Source organism: Bradyrhizobium sp. 35 (genome assembly GCF_023073215.1).
In the GTDB taxonomy this organism is placed as follows: Bacteria; Pseudomonadota; Alphaproteobacteria; order Rhizobiales; family Xanthobacteraceae; genus Bradyrhizobium; species Bradyrhizobium canariense_D.
In genome coordinates this window covers 340,211-357,842 of sequence record NZ_JADPJC010000113.1, presented here as the reverse complement: position 1 = coordinate 357,842, position 17,632 = coordinate 340,211, and the positions used below count along the sequence as shown (strand labels likewise).

The 17,632-nt window shown below is 63.6% G+C and carries 18 protein-coding genes; 7 read left to right on the top strand and 11 right to left on the bottom strand.

Going from position 1 to position 17,632, the window contains the following annotated elements; translation table 11 throughout:
• Positions 1–205: 205 nt before the first annotated feature.
• On the top strand, positions 206–580 hold the full coding sequence (locus IVB36_RS24905; RefSeq protein ID WP_247296193.1) for a hypothetical protein: 375 nt from the start codon (positions 206–208) through the stop codon (positions 578–580).
• A 458-nt stretch (positions 581–1,038) separates the two neighbouring features.
• Positions 1,039–1,716 (top strand): ParA family protein, encoded by a 678-nt coding sequence (locus IVB36_RS24900; RefSeq protein WP_007596685.1) that lies wholly within the window; start codon positions 1,039–1,041, stop codon positions 1,714–1,716.
• Between the two features lie 129 nt (positions 1,717–1,845).
• Here the strand turns inward: IVB36_RS24900 and IVB36_RS24895 are convergent, their stop codons facing one another.
• The 5 genes from IVB36_RS24895 to trxB all read right to left on the bottom strand — a co-directional run bounded on the left by IVB36_RS24895 (position 1,846) and on the right by trxB (position 5,707).
• Positions 1,846–2,025 carry a hypothetical protein gene (locus IVB36_RS24895; protein ID WP_007596684.1) on the bottom strand — a complete coding sequence of 60 codons (180 nt, stop codon included), beginning with the start codon at positions 2,023–2,025 and terminating at the stop codon, positions 1,846–1,848.
• 96 nt (positions 2,026–2,121) lie between these two features.
• Positions 2,122–2,268: a hypothetical protein gene (locus IVB36_RS24890; protein WP_166517545.1), complete on the bottom strand. Its 147-nt coding sequence runs from the start codon at positions 2,266–2,268 to the stop codon at positions 2,122–2,124.
• Positions 2,269–2,441: 173 nt separating this feature from the next.
• Complete coding sequence (locus IVB36_RS24885; RefSeq protein WP_247296191.1) at positions 2,442–3,350, bottom strand: 4-hydroxy-tetrahydrodipicolinate synthase; 909 nt, start codon at positions 3,348–3,350, stop codon at positions 2,442–2,444.
• A 462-nt stretch (positions 3,351–3,812) separates the two neighbouring features.
• The gene (locus IVB36_RS24880; protein ID WP_007614700.1) at positions 3,813–4,736 is read right to left on the bottom strand and encodes a LysR family transcriptional regulator; all 924 of its coding nucleotides are present in this window, start codon (positions 4,734–4,736) and stop codon (positions 3,813–3,815) included.
• Between the two features lie 5 nt (positions 4,737–4,741).
• Positions 4,742–5,707, bottom strand: coding sequence for a thioredoxin-disulfide reductase (gene trxB / locus IVB36_RS24875; protein WP_247296188.1), 966 nt, complete (start codon positions 5,705–5,707; stop codon positions 4,742–4,744).
• A gap of 264 nt (positions 5,708–5,971) precedes the next feature.
• On the opposite strand from trxB, the gene IVB36_RS24870 reads away from it, so the two are divergent.
• The gene (locus tag IVB36_RS24870; RefSeq protein ID WP_007596676.1) at positions 5,972–6,451 is read left to right on the top strand and encodes an Lrp/AsnC family transcriptional regulator; all 480 of its coding nucleotides are present in this window, start codon (positions 5,972–5,974) and stop codon (positions 6,449–6,451) included.
• A 117-nt stretch (positions 6,452–6,568) separates the two neighbouring features.
• Here IVB36_RS24870 and greA read toward each other — a convergent pair whose 3' ends face one another.
• The 3 genes from greA to IVB36_RS24855 form a co-directional block, all read right to left on the bottom strand.
• Positions 6,569–7,042, bottom strand: coding sequence for a transcription elongation factor GreA (greA, locus tag IVB36_RS24865; protein ID WP_007596674.1), 474 nt, complete (start codon positions 7,040–7,042; stop codon positions 6,569–6,571).
• Positions 7,043–7,251: 209 nt separating this feature from the next.
• Positions 7,252–10,716 carry a carbamoyl-phosphate synthase large subunit gene (carB, locus tag IVB36_RS24860; RefSeq protein WP_247393250.1) on the bottom strand — a complete coding sequence of 1,155 codons (3,465 nt, stop codon included), beginning with the start codon at positions 10,714–10,716 and terminating at the stop codon, positions 7,252–7,254.
• A gap of 145 nt (positions 10,717–10,861) precedes the next feature.
• A complete protein-coding gene (locus tag IVB36_RS24855; RefSeq protein WP_247296186.1) occupies positions 10,862–12,031 on the bottom strand; it encodes an MFS transporter in 1,170 nt (389 codons plus the stop codon).
• A 112-nt stretch (positions 12,032–12,143) separates the two neighbouring features.
• Here IVB36_RS24855 and IVB36_RS24850 point away from each other — a divergent pair, with 112 nt between their 5' ends.
• On the top strand, positions 12,144–12,515 hold the full coding sequence (locus tag IVB36_RS24850; RefSeq protein ID WP_247296184.1) for a helix-turn-helix transcriptional regulator: 372 nt from the start codon (positions 12,144–12,146) through the stop codon (positions 12,513–12,515).
• Between the two features lie 264 nt (positions 12,516–12,779).
• Here IVB36_RS24850 and IVB36_RS24845 read toward each other — a convergent pair whose 3' ends face one another.
• Positions 12,780–13,481, bottom strand: a complete 702-nt coding sequence (locus tag IVB36_RS24845; protein ID WP_247296182.1) for a class I SAM-dependent methyltransferase — start codon at positions 13,479–13,481, stop codon at positions 12,780–12,782.
• 113 nt (positions 13,482–13,594) lie between these two features.
• Between IVB36_RS24845 and IVB36_RS24840 the strand changes: the two genes are divergently transcribed.
• Complete coding sequence (locus IVB36_RS24840) at positions 13,595–14,119, top strand: DNA starvation/stationary phase protection protein (protein WP_007596666.1); 525 nt, start codon at positions 13,595–13,597, stop codon at positions 14,117–14,119.
• 124 nt (positions 14,120–14,243) lie between these two features.
• On the opposite strand, the gene IVB36_RS24835 is transcribed toward IVB36_RS24840, so the two are convergent.
• A complete protein-coding gene (locus tag IVB36_RS24835; RefSeq protein WP_247360997.1) occupies positions 14,244–14,765 on the bottom strand; it encodes a hypothetical protein in 522 nt (173 codons plus the stop codon).
• A gap of 165 nt (positions 14,766–14,930) precedes the next feature.
• Positions 14,931–16,121: a glutamine-hydrolyzing carbamoyl-phosphate synthase small subunit gene (gene carA, locus IVB36_RS24830; RefSeq protein ID WP_026232561.1), complete on the bottom strand. Its 1,191-nt coding sequence runs from the start codon at positions 16,119–16,121 to the stop codon at positions 14,931–14,933.
• Between the two features lie 146 nt (positions 16,122–16,267).
• Between carA and IVB36_RS24825 the strand changes: the two genes are divergently transcribed.
• Both IVB36_RS24825 and IVB36_RS24820 read left to right on the top strand, forming a co-directional pair.
• A complete protein-coding gene (locus IVB36_RS24825; protein ID WP_204512331.1) occupies positions 16,268–16,996 on the top strand; it encodes an alpha/beta hydrolase in 729 nt (242 codons plus the stop codon).
• Positions 16,997–17,029: 33 nt separating this feature from the next.
• Complete coding sequence (locus IVB36_RS24820) at positions 17,030–17,485, top strand: GatB/YqeY domain-containing protein (RefSeq protein ID WP_018453597.1); 456 nt, start codon at positions 17,030–17,032, stop codon at positions 17,483–17,485.
• The last annotated feature ends 147 nt before the right edge of the window (positions 17,486–17,632 follow it).

Here is a 17,632-nt window from a genome sequence, read left to right as displayed (position 1 = left end):
CATTTCGTAAAATCCGCAAATCGCGATCCGCAAAGTTCAATCGCCACATGGACTTGGCTACTGTGCATGGGGTTGTTTTCGCGTTTTTTGTTTTGGGGGTCCCTGTTGCCGAGACCGCACACGTCCCGCCTTTCGCATCTCCCCTCGGTTGCCAACGAACCCCCGTTCACCCACTATCGTCTCCGACTCGACATTTGGGGGATCGATGCCGGCGTTCCGCTTTAAGAAATCCGTGAAGACATACACGGCTGCCGCGATCACGGGGATCGCCCTGGCCGTCCTGATCCAGCCGGGTGAAGGCTTTGCCTACTCCCAGGAGGAGCAGCAGGCCTGCACGCCGGATGCGATGCGGCTGTGCGGCGAGTTCGTTCCGAACGTCGACGCCATCACCGCCTGCATGATCCAGAAGAAGTCGCAGCTCTCGCCGCAGTGCCGCGCGTTCTTCCGGCCTGGACCGGAGCCGGGCATGGCGGCCGCGCCCCGCGCCGGCAAGCCGACCAGCATCGCGCCCAGGAGCTCGGGCCGGACGGCGAAGAAGAGCACCAAGCCGGCCAAGAAGAAGAAAGCCAGCGAAGGCTGAACGCGGGCGCCGCGTTCCCTTTTTGAAACTCGATCATGCCCGGGCCACAGCGCGCAGTGCGTTTGATGTCCCGGGCATTTGCGTGTCCAGCCCTCGTTCGCTCGCCCCTTGAGTCAAACTGACCCAGGCATCAGCCCCACACCAGCCACCGGACTCCTTTTGTTCGCCTCGGCGTGCGGAAGCTTGCGATAAGGCAGGACGGAAACGGCTAGCGAAACGGATTGCGCGGCGAGGTTGCATTCCGCTTCGTCCTGCCAAGGCTGCTCAAAAAACGCACGATTGCTGGCGTGAAGGTGTTGCGATGCAGCTCGCACCCGTCGTCGCACGCAGTAGTGTGACTCAAAAGCCAACGCGCTTTCTTATTTCATGGCGCCAGCATAACTTATGATAAATTTTTCTTTCCCGAATCACCGCGGTGATTCATTTTCGCCGCCTGGGGTCAATCTGGAGGCAGAGGTATGAACGTTATTGTTTTTGCATCGCGTAAAGGTGGCTCAGGCAAGAGTACGCTGGCCGCACATCTCGCCGCGCAGATCAAGGCGACCAAGCCGATCCTGCTCGTCGATGCGGATCCGCAAGGCTCGCTCACGCTGTGGCACAAGCTGCGTGGCACCAACGAACCGCCGATCAAGTCCGCGGTGAACTCGGTCAGCGGCATCGTCTCCGCGGCCAAGCGCGACGGTTATGAATGGGTGTTGATCGACACGCCGCCGAACCTGTCGGCCGTCGTCGACGACGCCATCCGCAACGCCACCATGGTGGTGATTCCCGCCCGTCCCGGCGTGTTCGACGTCAACGCGGTGCAGGAAACCATCCAGATGTGCCGTGCGGCACGCAAGCCCTACGCGGTCGTGCTCAACGGTGCGCCGGCGCGCCGCGACGAGTCCGAAAGCCCGATCGTCACCATCGCCCGCGAGGCGTTGGCGAAGTTCCGTGCTCCGGTGTGGGGCGGCCAGATCACTAACCGTTCGGATCTGCTGATGGCGCTGAGCCACGGCGAGGGCGCGCGGGAATATCAGGCCGAGAGCCGTGCGGCGCAGGAAATCGCAAGGCTGTGGGCGGCGATCGAACGTTCGGTAAAGGCTATTCGCGGCACGGCGTCGGCGTCCGGCGCAATGCACAAGCAGGCGGCGTAATTTTCATAAATCATTCCCCGGACGAAAAACGCGCGGACATCCGCGCGTTTTGCGTTTTTGGGCGAGCACGATCCGGAAAAGTGTGAAGCGGTTTTCCGATAAGATCGTGCTCAAGAAAGTGGATGGAAGTTACGCCACCATCAGCATGTAGAACACGATCACCGGCGACAGAGTGAGGATCACCGACCAGATGCCGGCGGCCCACAGAATGTCCTCGGTGGTAAAGCCCTGCTGTCCAGCGTCGTAATGCGACGCCATCTCGTTATGACTATTCACAAACGCCCCCGCGATTTCTTCGCTTATGGGCATGAACGCTACACGGGATATTTTAAAATTCCGGGTCGCAGTTTCGCGCGCTTTTGAACACAGCTGCTACCACGAGTTAACCATCGCGGCGCGCTGGCATCACGCCAGCCAGACTCGAAACACCAGCACCGGCATCAGGCCGAGCATCACCGCCCAGAAGCCGAACGACGACACCACCACAATTCCCCGCAAGAAATCAGCCGACGCGAACATGTCTGCCGCCGTCGGGCGGATGCGTTGCCCCATGATCATTCCCCCATTTGAAAAGACTTTGAATGAAGACGATAGGCGCGTTTGCGTAAACGAGCCGTGGATGCGCCATGCGGCAGCAGCGAAGGCCGTTGGGGCGGGGTTAACCACGGTGCGTCTTCCCTTCTCCCGCAAGAGAGAAGGGAAGCCTGCCGGGAGAGGTGAAGCATCTAAGCCGCGACTTGCATCCGCCGTTCGATCTCGCAATCGAGCTGCACGGCGAGTTCGCTGCCGATCTCGACCATCGGCAGGCGCACTTCGGGGCTGTCGATCAGGCCCGCGCGCCACAGCCAGTATTTTGCCGGGGCGGGACTGGGCTCGGTGAACAACAGGCGCGTCAGGTCCGCGACCTCCTGCCAGCGCGCCAGCGCTGCATCGTGATTGCCGCGCTTCAGCTCGGCATGGACAGCCGCGAACGTCGCGGTCTCGAGATGGGCTGACAGCACGATGCCGCCATCGGCGCCGTCGCTGAGCGCCTCGAAATAATTCGCATCCTCGCCGGTCAGCACGCGAAAGTCCGCAGGGCGGTCGCGCAGCAGCGCGATGGATTGCTCGCGGCTCGCGCCGCAATCCTTCAGGCCGATGATGCTCGGATGCCCGGCGAGCCGCAGCAGCGTCTGGTTGGTGATGTTGACCGAGGTGCGATAGGGAATGTTGTAGAGCGCGAACGGCCAGGCGGCGTGATCGGCGAGCGCCTCGAAATGCGCCAGCAGCCCCCGCTGCGACGGCCGCACATAATACGGGCTCGCGATCAGATAACCGTCGATCGGCCAGTCCGCGGTCTCGTCGAGACGCTCCTTCAGCCGCGAGGTGTCCGCGCCTGAAAGTCCGAGGCAGATCGGAAGCTTGCTGTGGGCGGTGGTCAGCTCGTCGCGCACGATGGCGACGAGGCGTTCGAGTTCGGCTTCGCGCAGCGTCATGCCTTCACCGGAGGTCGCCCCCAGGATGAAGCCGTCGACGGCCTGCCCGCTGTAATGCCGTGTCAGCCGGCGCAGCGACCTCTCGTCGAGAGCGCCGTCGCGAAACGGCGTTATCAGCGGCAGCCAGAGCCCGTGCAATTGTTCCTGTAGTCCGGTCATGTTCCATCTCCTTCTCGGGAAAAATCCTGAGACGGGGCACATGAAAAAACCCCGTCCAGGCGGCGGGGTTTTCGAAGTTTCGGCTCGCGATGACGAAGGCTGTTAGCGCGCGCAAAAATCCGAGGTCCCCAGATGGGGGCCTTTTTTCGAGGCGACTGCCTGCGAGGAGATTGCGCACGACTTCGTGATCATTCGCAAATGATGCGGGGTAAGCATGGAACTGTCAATACACGCGGAGGGCGATGGCCGGATTTGCCAAAAAAAAGCCGGGCTCGATCGAGCCCGGCTTAAGGTATTGGCCACGTGAGGCCGACACAATCACCTTCCAAGAGGGATTACTGAACTCCCGCGCCACTGGAGGAGGGGGACAAATGCGCAACGCGAAGGCTCAGCGTAGAAACATTATGGGCTAGCCTCGCGCCATGCATCAAGCGTCCAAGCCGCATGTCAGACATGCGGAAATCAGGACGGCCAGCGCTGCGCTTTGCTCACCACGAAGTCGCGGAACACTTGCACGCGCGCGACCGTCTTCAGCTCTTCCGGATAAACAAAATACGTATCGAGCTGGATCGAATCCGATTCGCCGAACAGCTGCACGAGGCGGCTCTGTTCTTCGATCAGATAGTCCGGCAGCGCCGCGATGCCGAGGCCCTGCTGACAGGCGCGGACGAGGCCGAGAATGTTGTTGACCCTGAAATAGGCTTCGCGCGGACCCGAGCCGTTGCGCCCCGCTTCGACCAGCCAGTTGCGGTTCTGAAGATGCGGGGCGAAGTTGCCGTCAGAGAGCGTGATGATGCGGTGGGAGTCGAGCTCCTCCAGCGTGCGCGGCGTGCCGAAGCGCTTGATGTAATCAGGCGAGCAATAGGCGTGGAAGCCCATCGCGAACAGCTTGCGCTGAATGAGATCCGGCTGCGTCGGCTTGCGGGTGCGGATCGCGACGTCGGCCTCCCGCATCGACAGGTCGAGCTCCTCGTCGGTGACGATCAGCGAGATCCGGATTTCCGGATAGAGCGCGGTGAATTCGCCGAGCCTGGGGATCAGCCAGTTGATGCCGACGCCGGGCGTGGTGGTGATCTTGAGATCGCCGCTCGGCCGCTCGCGGCTGTCGGTCAGTTTCGCGCGCGCCGCCTGCAGCTGCATGAAGACGTCATGGGCGGTGCGGAACAGGAGGTCGCCCTGTTCGGTGAGGATCAGGCCGCGGGCGTGGCGGTGGAACAGCGAGACCGAGAGCTCCTGCTCCAGTGCCGAGACCTGGCGTGACACCGCCGATTGCGACAGGCCGAGCTGCTCGCCCGCGTGCGTGAAGCTGCCCGCTTCCGCCGCGGCGTGAAACACCTTCAGCTTGTCCCAGTCCATATCCGTAAATCCGTCGCGTGTTCTTGCCATGATGTCTATTCCGCTGCCGCGCGCTCGCTGGCGCGCAGGGCCAAAAATCGTTCCGCCTCGAGCGCCGCCATGCAGCCGAGGCCGGCCGCCGTGACCGCTTGACGATAGGTCTCGTCGGCGACGTCGCCGGCGGCGAACAGGCCGGGGACCGAGGTCGCGGTCGAGTTCGGGGCGACCTCGACATAGCCCGACGGTTTCAGCTTGACCTGCCCAGCCACGAGCTCGGTCGCCGGGGCATGCCCGATGGCGATGAAGACGCCGTCGGTCGGCACATCGGTCAACGCGCCGGACTTGACGTTCTTGAGTCGCACATGGGTGACCTTGTTCGGGTTCTCGGTGCCGCAGATCTCGTCGACGGCTGAGTCCCAGACCACCTTGATCTTCGGGTGCTTGAACAGACGCTCCTGCAGGATGCGTTCGGCGCGGAAGTGATCGCGACGATGCACGATGGTGACCTGCGAGGCATGGTTGGTGAGATACAGGGCTTCTTCGACCGCGGTATTGCCGCCGCCGACCACCACGACTTGCTTGTTGCGGTAGAAGAAGCCGTCACAGGTGGCACAGGCCGACACGCCGCCGCCCTGGAATTTCGCTTCGGACGGCAGCCCGAGCCAGCGCGCCTGGGCGCCGGTGGCGAGGATCACGGTGTCGGCGAGATAGACGTCACCGCTATCGCAGGTGAGGCGAAAGGGTCGCTGCGAGGTGTCGAGCTTCGTCACCAGATCGGTCTTGATCTGGGTGCCCACATGCAGCGCCTGCTTCTCCATCTGCTCCATCAGCCAGGGGCCCTGGATCACGTCGGCGAAGCCGGGATAGTTCTCGACCTCGGTGGTGATGGTGAGCTGGCCGCCTGCCTGGATGCCCTGGATCAGGATCGGCTCGAGCATCGCGCGCGCGGCGTAGATCGCCGCCGTGTAGCCTGCGGGGCCGGAGCCGATGATGACGACCTTTGCATGGACAGCGGCGGACATTTCGACAGATGCCTTTCACGGGGGACTGCAGCGCGGGCGCGGAACGTGCCGGGAGGCCTCGCGGAGGCGCTGAAATATCAGAGGTAATCTAAGCCTTCTGGTGAGCTATGCAAGAATTGCATTCCCTATCGGCGGATTTTTCCAACAGGGAACAAAAGTCGATTGCGCTGCACGCGCAATAAAATTGCGCCGGTCGTGCGGTCTGGGCTATGAGGATTGCGACAAAGCCACCGATACCGCCGCAAGACCAGGAGTTCCAATCACGTGTCGCGGAACCTAGACGAGATCGACCTGAAGATTCTCACCGAGATTCAGGCCGACGGTCGAATCACGAATGTCGAGCTGGCCAAGCGCGTCGGCATTTCGCCCCCGCCCTGCCTGCGCCGCGTGCGGGCGCTGGAGGAGGAGGGGTATATCCACGGCTATCGCGGGCTTCTGGATGCACGCAAGCTCGGCTTCGACGTCACGGTGTTTGCCGCAGTGCACCTCTCCAGCCAGGCGGAGGCCGATTTGCGCGCCTTCGAGGAGTTCGTCCGCGCCGAGCCGCTGGTGCGCGAGTGCTGGATGCTGTCGGGCGAAGTCGATTTCATCCTGAAATGCGTCGCACCCGACATGGCCACCTTCCAGGATTTCGTCACCCACCTGACCGCCGCCCCGCACGTCCGCAACGTGCGGACCTCGCTGGTGCTGCACAATTCGAAATACGAGGCGGCCGTGCCGCTCGACGTGAGAGGAAGAAGGTAGTTCGTCCTCTCCCCGCAGGCGGAGCGAGGTGGAGTAAGCCGCACCCCCTCGGCAACACTAGATATAAAAAGGCCGCGCATCGCGCGGCCTTTTCAAATCACGCGCGACGGCAAATCGTTACCGCCACTCCACCTTGGTGATCTCATAAGCCTTGGCGCCGCCGGGTGCGTTGACCTCGACGGTTGAGCCCTTCTTCTTGCCGATCAGCGCGCGCGCGAGCGGCGAGGTGATGGAGATGCGGCCCTTCTTGGCGTCGGCCTCGACCTCGCCGACGATCTGCCACACCGTCTTCTTTTCGGTGTCCTCGTCGACCAGTGTCACGGTCGCGCCGAACTTGATGGTGTCGCCGGACAGCTTCGAGATGTCGATGATGTCGGCGCGCGCCAGCTTGTCCTCGAGCTCGGCGATGCGGCCTTCATTGTGGGACTGCTCTTCCTTCGCGGCGTGGTATTCCGCGTTCTCCGAAAGGTCTCCGTGCGAGCGCGCCTCGGCGATATGCTCGATGATCCGCGGACGGTCCTCCGACTGGCGCTTCTTCAGTTCTTCCCCGAGCGCGGCAAAGCCGCCCGCTGTCATCGGTACCTTTTCCATCTCTTCTCTCGTCCTTCGGTCGCGCGCGCCCTGAAAAGTCAGCGCGCACGCAACTTGATTCGTCAGTCTGTCCGGGGGCTCAACGCGCGTGCCGCCGAACGTTCATATGGGCTTGGCACCGGAACAGAACAACCATATGGCCGGACAGTTCCTCCGGCCATAGTGGCTTCACCGCCAATCACTAACAGAAGGTTGGGCCTCGCTCGCGATCAGGTTTCCGAAAAGTAGCTCTGCAGGGTCCGAACCTCAAGGTCCCCGCCCAGATAGGCGCGGATGCCCTGCGCGGCCGCCACGGCCCCGGAAAGAGTGGTGTAATACGGCACTTTATGCAAGAGGGCCGCGCGCCGCAGAGAACGGCTGTCGGCGAGCGCCTGCGGGCCTTCGGTGGTGTTGAAGACGAGCTGGACGTCGCCATTGGTGATGGCATCGACGATGTGCGGCCGGCCCTCCAGCACCTTGTTCACCTTCTCGGTCGGGATCCCCTGGTCGGTCAGGAAGCGGGCCGTGCCCGACGTCGCCAGCACCTTGAAGCCGAGCGAATGCAGCTCGCGAACGGCCTCGGTGATGCGCGTCTTGTCGCTCTCGCGAACCGAAACGAACACCGTGCCCTTGCGCGGCACCCGCGTGCCGCCGCCGAGCTGGCTCTTGGCGAACGCCACCGCAAAGGAGCGGTCGATGCCCATGACCTCGCCGGTCGAGCGCATCTCGGGGCCGAGCACGGTATCGACCCCGGGGAAGCGGGCGAACGGAAACACCGATTCCTTCACGCCGACATGATCGAGGTTCGCCTTCTTCAGGTTGAAATCGGCGAGCTTCTCGCCGGCCATGATGCGCGCCGCGATCTTCGCCACCGGCGTACCGACCACCTTGGCGACAAAGGGCACCGTGCGCGAGGCCCGCGGATTGACTTCGAGCACGTAGATCTCGCCGTCCTTGATGGCGTATTGCACATTCATCAGGCCGACGACGTCGAGGCCGAGGGCCAGCTCGCGGGTCTGCCGCTCCAGCTCCTCGATCATCTTGTCGTCCAGCGAGTGCGGCGGCAGCGAGCAGGCGCTGTCGCCGGAATGGATGCCGGCTTCCTCGATGTGCTCCATGATGCCGACGATGAAGGTGTCCTTGCCGTCGCAGAGGCAGTCGACGTCGATCTCGGTCGCATCGGACAGATAGCGGTCGAACAGCAGTGGGTTCTTGCCGAGCACGGTGTTGATCTGGCCGGTCTTGTCGTTCGGGTAGCGCGCCTTGACGTCGCCCGGCACCAGCTCCGGCAGCGTGCCGAGCAGGTAATCACTGAGCTGGTTTTCCTCGCGGATGATTTGCATCGCGCGGCCGCCGAGCACGTAGGACGGGCGCACCACCAGGGGCAGCCCGAGATCGGTTGCGACCAGGCGCGCTTGCTCGACCGAATAGGCGATGCCGTTCTTGGGCTGCGTCAGCCGCAGCTTGTCGAGCACCCGCTTGAAGCGGTCGCGGTCTTCCGCAAGGTCGATGGCGTCGGGCGAGGTGCCGAGGATCGGCACTTCGGCGGCTTCCAGCGCGCGCGCGAGCTTGAGCGGGGTCTGGCCGCCGAACTGCACGATCACGCCGTGCAGCGTGCCGTTCGTGCGTTCCTTCGCGATGATCTCCAGCACGTCCTCGGCGGTGAGCGGCTCGAAATAGAGCCGGTCGGCGGTGTCGTAGTCGGTCGACACCGTCTCCGGGTTGCAGTTCACCATGATGGATTCGTAGCCGGCGTCGTGCAGCGCGAAGCAGGCGTGACAGCAGCAATAGTCGAACTCGATGCCCTGGCCGATGCGGTTCGGTCCGCCGCCGAGGATGATGACCTTCTTCTTGTCGGACGGCGAGCTCTCGTCCGCAGGCGCGCCCGCGAACGGCGCCTCATAGGTCGAGTACATGTAGGCGGTGGGCGAAGCGAACTCGGCCGCGCAGGTGTCGATGCGCTTGTAGACCGGGCGAACGCCGAGCGCGTGTCGCTTCGCCGTGACCTCGGCCTCCGTCGTCTCTGCGATCACCGCGAGCCGGGCATCGGAGAAGCCCATGGCCTTGAGCGTGCGCATGCCGAAGGCGTTGCCCGGCAGGCCGTTCTTGCGGACCTTCGCTTCCATCTCGACGATGCCGCGCATCTCGCTGAGGAACCACGGATCGATCTTGCAGGAATTGAAGATCTCCTCGTCCGACCAGCCGAGCCGCATCGCCTGCCCGACCTGGAGCAGCCGGTTCGGTGTCGGCGTGCCCAGCGCAGCGCGGATCGCATTCTTATCGTCGTCGCGACCGAGACCTTCGATCTCGATCTCGTCGAGGCCGGTGAGGCCGGTCTCGAGCCCGCGCAATGCTTTCTGAAGGCTTTCCTGGAAGGTGCGGCCGATCGCCATGACTTCGCCGACCGACTTCATCGACGTAGTCAGCGTGGTGGAGGCACCGGGGAATTTCTCGAAAGCGAAACGCGGCACCTTGGTGACGACATAGTCGATCGTCGGCTCGAACGAGGCCGGCGTGGCGCCGCCGGTGATGTCGTTGGCGATTTCGTCGAGCGTGTAGCCGACCGCAAGCTTGGCGGCGACCTTTGCGATCGGAAAGCCGGTGGCTTTCGAAGCCAGGGCGGAGGAACGCGACACGCGCGGGTTCATCTCGATGACGACCATGCGGCCGTCTTCGGGATTGACGCCGAACTGCACGTTGGAGCCGCCGGTCTCGACGCCGATCTCGCGCAGCACCGCCAGCGAGGCGTCGCGCATGATCTGGTATTCCTTGTCGGTCAGCGTCAGCGCCGGCGCCACCGTGATGGAATCGCCGGTGTGAACGCCCATCGGATCGAGGTTCTCGATCGAGCAGACGATGATGCAATTGTCGTTCTTGTCGCGCACCACCTCCATCTCGTACTCTTTCCAGCCGAGCACGGATTCTTCGATCAGCACTTCGTTGGTGGGAGACGCATCCAGGCCGCGCTCGATGATGTCGAGGAACTCTTCCTTGTTGTAGGCAATGCCACCGCCGGTGCCGCCCATGGTGAAGGAGGGGCGGATGATCGCGGGCAGGCCGATCTCGGACAGCGCCATCAGCGCCTGGCCAAGCGCATATTCCTGGTAGCGCTTGCGGCGGTCGCTTTCGCCGAGTGTCCATTGCCGCTCGAGTTCTTCGAGTGCAGCGCCCGATGCCTTGGCGCGTTCGGCCTGGTACTTGTCGCGGAACGACTTCTTCAGGGCGGAGGCGTTGGCGAGCCGCGACTTAGGCGTCTCGAGCCCGATCTTGGTCATGGCCTCGCGGAACAGCTGGCGGTCCTCGGCCTTGTCGATCGCGTCCGCGGTGGCCCCGATCATCTCGACGTCGAACTTGTCGAGCGTGCCTTGCTGGCGCAGCGACAGCGCGCAGTTCAGCGCGGTCTGTCCGCCCATGGTCGGCAGCAGCGCGAAGCCGCCGGGAATGACGTGACGTTCCTTCTCGATGATTTTCGCGACGATCTCTGGCGTGATCGGCTCGATATAGGTCGCATCAGCCAATTCCGGATCGGTCATGATGGTGGCCGGATTGGAATTGACGAGGACGATGCGATAGCCCTCTTCCTTCAGCGTCTTCACCGCCTGGGTGCCCGAATAGTCGAACTCGCAGGCCTGGCCGATCACGATGGGACCGGCGCCGATGATCAGGATGGTGGTGATGTCTGTACGTTTGGGCATCAACTCTCGCCGAAGTGGAATTTGGGCACAAAAAAAGGGCGCGCCTGCTGCGCGTCCCTTTGGCCGAGAGCGCGGTGGTCCCCCCTCGCGCGCGGGGTGGGTCTTAGACCAGTTTTCCGGGCGGCGAAACCCCGAAAAACGCCCATCAACCGGCAATTTTGACCGGTTTTGGCCGGGCCTGCCAACCGCGGGCGAGATGGACCAGAAGAGCCGCCGAAACGCTTAATCCGCCGACCCAGCCGAGATCGGCGGGGCTCCACGCCGCAAGCACGGCGCCGCCCAAGGCACCGCCGATCGCAAAGCCGAGATACATGGCCGAGGCGTTGAGCGAGAGCGCGATCATCGAGGCCTGTGGCTCGATCCGGATGATGCTGGCGACCTGGGCCGGGTAGAACGCCCATCCCGAGATGCCCCAGAGGAAGATCGCACCTAGCACCGCGTAATGCGCCTGTTCCGGCATCAGCTTCAGGACCAGCGAATGCAGGATCAGCGCGCTGGCCATGCCGGCAAGTCCGAGACCTGCTGTGGCGAGCGTGCCGAGCCGGTCGGCCAGGACGCCACCGAACATGTTCCCGATCGCGGCGGCGCCGCCGAACACCAGCAGCGCGAGGCTGATCTGCGACGCATCGAATCCAAGGCCGCGCAGCGGGACCGCGAAATAGGTGAAGACGGTGAAGCCACCGAGCGCCCATAAAATCGTGATCAGAAGCGCCGTCAGGACATTGCGGTGACGCGCCACTGCCAGCCGATCGCTGAGCGAGGCCGTGTTGCGTGGCAGGCCGCGGGGCAGACCGAGCAGGAGGCCGGCGAGCGCAACGGCACCGATCAGGGCGACCATGGCAAAGGTCGCGCGCCAGCCGAGCAGGCTGCCGACGAGATTGCCGAGGGGAACGCCGATGACGGTCGCAACCGTGAGGCCCGAGGTAACCAGCGCCACCGCGCGGCCGCGTCGCTCCGGCGCGGCGACGGCCACGGATACGGCCAGCGCGGTCGGCATGCACAGCCCGGAGCCCAGCGCCATCAGCATGCGCGAGGCCAGCAGCAGGGCGTAATTCGACGCCACCATCGCCGCGAGGTTTCCGGCGATGAAGGTCGATAGCGCCAAGGCCAGCACGGTGCGGCGGTCGATATTGTTCAGTGTCACCGCCAAGATCGGCGAGCCGACCGCATAGGTGAGGGCGTAGGCTGTGACCAACTGCCCGGCGGCGGGGACGGAAATCGCCAGGTCCGTGGCGATCGACGGCAAAAGCCCAGCAATGACAAAGCCTTCCGTGCCGATCGCAAAGGCTCCCAAGGCCAACCAGAATACGCTCATCGGAGAAATCCCTATGTTCAACGTTTATTGAACTATTGATGGGACCGGGTCAGGAGTCAATTGGTTCAAGAACTATTGAACATCCAGGTCATTTCGCTATGCTCTTCGGACGATGAGCCGCACCCCACCCCACCCCACCCGCGAGCAGATCGAACTGCCGATGGTTCTGGATTGCCTGAGCGATCCGATCAGATTGGCGATCGTGTACCAGCTCGCGCAGCAGGAACGTGTCAGCGGCGAGCTGTGCTGTGGCGATTTCAACGGGCTCAGCGGCAAGTCGAATCTTGCCTATCACTTCGCCAAGCTGCGCGAATGCGGCCTGATGCAGACCCGCGTCGCCGGCACCAACCGCTTCGTGCGCCTGCGCCGCGACGATCTGGACGCACGCTTTCCGGGCCTGCTCGATGCTGTCATCACCTCCGCGGCAAAAGATGCCGACCGGCTGCGGCTTGTGTCGGAATGTGAAGTGGTTGAGGCTGATTGAGGATTGGGCGGCCAGTCCCTCTACGCTTGCCCTTCGCTCCAGCTACGCCGGACACGCTTAGCCCCCTTCGGGCCTCGCGTGGCTGCGCCACGCGTAGCCCCGTGAGGGGCGAAGCGTGGAGACCCGGCCTGGATTTGAACCAGGATAAAGAGCGATGCATCGCCCTCGCGTAGACACTTCCGCCACCGGGCCGCGGCGATCATTACCGATCGGGGTGCGACAAGCCACCTCAGGCAGACGTTATGCTTAACGGATCCACCAAGCTCAACGGACCAGCGGCGGCCGCGCGACGAACGTCATGCGCCAGCTATTGTGGCCGATATTGCGGTGAGCACGCTGGACCGCGAAGCCGACTCCCTTGAGCGTGGCGGTGATCTCCTCCTCACTGTAGCGCTGTAACCCGATGCGCGTTCGCAGCTGACGGTAATCCGACAGTGCGGTGCTGATCAGCCCGATCAGTGCATCTTTCAAAAAGCCGTGACGCAGGCCGAAGCTGAGCAGCGCCGTAACGTCCCTGAACATGCCGACATTGGGCTGGAGGATATCGCCCAGCACGAGCTTGCCCGAGGGCTTCAGGATACGGGAGAAGTTGAGGAGCGCGGCGTCGAGCTCGTCCGGCGTCATGTATTGCGCGACCGAGTTCATCACGACGAGATCGATCGACTGCTCCTGCATCTTGCGGACGTCGTCGAGCGAGCGGACGCGGATTTTCGTGTTCGGGGCAAACCGCGCGATCAACCGGCCGCGTACGCCGGGCGCAGGCTCGGCGAGGATCAGCTTGCCGCAGGCCGCCGCGACCTGGCTCGCCGACAGCGCCTCGCCGCAGGCATAGTCGAGCACGGTCGCCTCGGGCGAAGAGATGTAGCCGATGATGTCCCGCGCGATGATCTGGAAGTGCAAGTCGCGATGCAGCTTGCTGACATAGATCGTGTGCGTCGAGTCGTAATAATCGATCCAATCGTCCATGGTCGTCGAGGGCCCCGGCCAAACGGTTCCGTTGCAGGAACCGGCGCTGCCCGCCTGCGTTAGGGGTGCGGCGGCGCGCCGTCAATGTCTGCGTCCTAACAGGAAGGTTTCCCGTGAGCAAAGCTCCACAAAAGGTCTCGCCCGACCTCGACACGCCCACCGATCTGTCGTCCCAGGCGGTCAACAAGGTTTCGGAGGCACTCAACGTGCTTCTGGCCGACGCGTTCGCGCTGTATCTGAAGACCAAGAATTTCCACTGGCACATCAGCGGCCGGCATTTCCGCGACTATCATCTGCTGCTCGACGAGCAGTCCGACCAGATCTTCGCCACCACCGACCAGCTCGCCGAGCGCGTCCGCAAGATCGGCGGCACCACGCTGAAATCGATCGGGCAGATCGCCAAGCTCCAGACCATCAAGGACAACAACGAAGACTATGTCCCGCCGCGCGAGATGCTGCGCGAGCTGATGCAGGACAACAAGCATGTCGCCGCCGCAATGCGCAAGGCGCACGAGGTCTGCGACGACGCCGGCGACGTCGCCAGCGCCAGCATCCTCGAGAACTTCATCGACGAGACCGAGCGCCGCACCTGGTTCCTGTTCGAAGCCACAAGACAGGAAGGCGCGAACGAGGCGTAGGGGCACACTGTCGTAGGGTGGCCAAAGGCGCGCTCTTCGCGCGCCGTGCCCACTATCTCTCCGCAGTTCAAACTGTTTGGTGGGCAAGCTTCGCTTTGCCCACCCTACTGCACCGTCTTTGTAGCTACCGCCACAACCGCATCAACGCCCCGTTCTTGCCCGTCACCGGATCGGCCGGCGGCCGCGCGACGTTTGGAATCGTCTTCAGCGCCTTGGCGTGGTTCTCCGGTGTTGCGCGGGTGACCTCCATCTTCGCGCCCGGCGGATAGGCGCCGATCACGCAGAAATCCGCGCTGGCCTTGATGCGTTGGTGACCTGTGCCGGCGGGCAGGATCGCGACGTCGCCGGCCTTGATCTCCAGCTCCTGGCCGTGGTCGCCGCCGAAGCGGACGCGCGCGCTGCCACGCGCAACGCCGAGCACCTCGTGCACCGTTGCGTGATAATGCAGATAATCGAACACGCCATTGCGCCACGTGCCGCCCCAGCCGTTCGCTTCGAACAAGCGTTCGATCGTCTCTTCCGGCTGTCTGGAATCGAGCTTCACCGCGGCCTGGTAGACCAGGAAGGGGAGGATATTGTTGGGCACGAGCCCGTCATCCTCAAATACGATGGCGAGCGGCTCGGCATTGTCGCGGACGACAGACATAAGAGGCTCCTGCGTGAGCGTAGCAGTGATCAACGAAGGGAGTTAAGCGGCGTTCCTCGTTCCGCTGTCATTCCGGATTCGCGCTGCGCTGCGCCCGGAACGACAAGAGCCCGGGCGAAGGCCCGGGCTCGATGTCGTCAAAGCAGTTGCAGGAGAGCGCGCGCCCTACACGCTCTTGTTCTGCCGCATCAGATCGGCAAAGCGCTGGAACAGATAGTGCGAGTCGCGCGGACCCGGTGAGGCCTCGGGGTGGTACTGCACCGAGAACACCGGCTTGCCGTCGAGCTGGATGCCGCAATTGGAGCCGTCGAACAGCGAGATGTGGGTCTGCGTCGCGCCCGTCGGCAGGGTGCTCTCGTCGACGGCAAAGCCGTGGTTCATCGAGGTGATCTCGACCTTGCCGGTGGTCTCGTCCTTCACGGGATGATTGGCGCCGTGATGGCCCTGGTGCATCTTCTTGGTCTTGGCGCCGACGGCGAGGCCGAGCATCTGATGGCCAAGGCAAATTCCGAATGTCGGCGTGCCCGACTTGATCACGTCCTGGATCACGGGCACGGCATATTTGCCGGTCGCGGCCGGATCGCCGGGACCGTTCGACAGGAACACGCCATCCGGCTTCATCGCCAGGATATCCTCGGACGACGTCGTTGCCGGCACCACCGTTACCTTGCAGCCGACGCCGGCGAGCAGGCGCAGAATGTTGCGCTTGATGCCGTAATCGATGGCGACCACGTTGAACTCAGGCTTGTCCTGGCGGCCAAAGCCCTTGTCCCAGAGCCAGGGCGTCTCGTCCCAGGTGAAGCGCTGGCCTGAGGTGACCATTGGCACCAGGTCCATGCCCTCGAGGCCGGGCCATTCGCGCGCTTCTTCCTTCAAGCCGTGCAGGTCGAACTCGCCGTCCCTGGCGTGCGCGATTACGGCGTTGGGCATGCCCTTGTTGCGGATCAGCGCGGTCAGCGCGCGGGTGTCGATGCCGGAGAGGCCGATGATGCCGCGCGCCTTCAGCCACTGGTCGAGGTGCTTGGTGGCGCGATAGTTCGAGGGATCGGTGATCGCGGTGCGCAGGATCACGCCGCGCGCGCCGGGCGTCGCGGCCATGTTCACCGTCTCGATGTCGTCGTCGTTAGTGCCGACATTGCCGATATGCGGGAAGGTGAAGGTGATGAGCTGGCCGGCATAAGAGGGATCGGTGAGGATCTCCTCATAGCCGGTCATCGCGGTGTTGAAGCAGACCTCGCCGACGGCTTGGCCTTCGGCGCCGAGGCCAAAGCCTTCGAGCACCGTGCCGTCGGCAAGCACCAACAGCGCGGTCGGTTTGTGGTCCGGCCAAGCGTGATCGTTATCATGTTGTGTCATGAGCCCGGTTCATAGTCCCCGCGGGCGCTGCCGTCAAAGCGGAGATGCGCCGATTCACATGCGTTTTTGCATATTTGACAGGTCGGCTTGGGCCCCTAAGCTCCGCAGCATAATTTCCGGCAAATTCCGGGGCTCGGGAGGCAATAATGGACCAGACGACGCCGATTCTGCTGGTTCCGGGATTAGCCTCCTCGGCCCGGATCTATGCACCGGTGATCCCGTCGCTGTGGCAGTTCGGCCCGGTGATGGTCGCCAACCATATTCGCGATGACAGCATGGCGGCGATCGCCCGGCGGGTGCTGAGCGAGGCGCCGCCGCGCTTCGCGCTCGCCGGCCATTCCATGGGCGGCTACATCGCCCTCGAGATCATGCGCCAGGCGCCCGAGCGGGTGGCCAGGCTCGCGCTGATCAACACTCAGGCGCGGCCCGACACGGAGGAGGCGACCGCACGCCGCCGCGGCCTGATGGAGCTGGCCCGGCGCGGGGAGCTGCGTGCCGCGCGCGAGGAGATGTTTCCCGAACTGGTGCATCCGTCGCGCCGCGACGATGCAGGCATTCGCCAGCTCGTACACGAGCAGGGCGATGACGTCGGCGTCGAAGGCTATCTGCGGCAGCAGACCGCGATCATCGCGCGGGTGGATTCACGGCCGACGCTTGCGACGATCAAATGCCCGACATTGGTGCTGACGGGCGATCAGGACAACACGATTCCCAACGCATTCTCGAAGGAGATGGCGGAGGGCATTGCCGGCGCAAGGCTCGTCGTTCTGGAGAATTGCGGACACCTGCCGCAACCGGAGCAGCCTGCGGCGACGGTGCGGGCGCTGGTCGAATGGCTGGGAACCCCGGTTGTCTCCGGGCTGCGAACGGCCTAGATCAGGCGTCGGATAGTCTAGGGGATCACGATCATGCTGCGCGACGACATCAACAATGCGGTCAAGGAGGCCATGAAGGCCAAGGAAGAGCGCAAGCTGTCCACGCTGCGCATGGTCAACTCGACCATCAAGAACGCCGACATCGAGGCGCGCGGCAACGGCAAGCCGCCGCTCTCGGACGCGGACTTGCTCGGCGTGTTTCAGAAGATGATCAAGCAGCGCCAGGAATCGGTTGAGCTCTACGAGAAGGGCGGCCGTGCCGAACTCGCCGCGCAGGAGCGCGACGAGATCGCGGTGATCTCCGCGTACTTGCCGAAGCAGATGTCGGATGACGACGTCAAGAAGGTGATCTCGGACGCGATCGCCGAGACCGGCGCCGCCGGCATGAAGGACATGGGCAAGGTGATCGCCGTGTTGAAGACCAAGTACGCCGGCCAGATGGATTTCGGCAAGGCCTCTGGTTTGGTGAAGGCTGCTCTGACGGGCTAGGCGGCCGCGCCGAAGGTTTGCCAGGAGCTGACAGACTATCATCCTGGTCACGCCCGGCCTTGTGCCGGGCATCCACGTTCTTCAAAATGGAGAGAAAGAACGTGGATGGCCGGGACGAGCCCGGCCATGACGAGAACCTCCGATGAG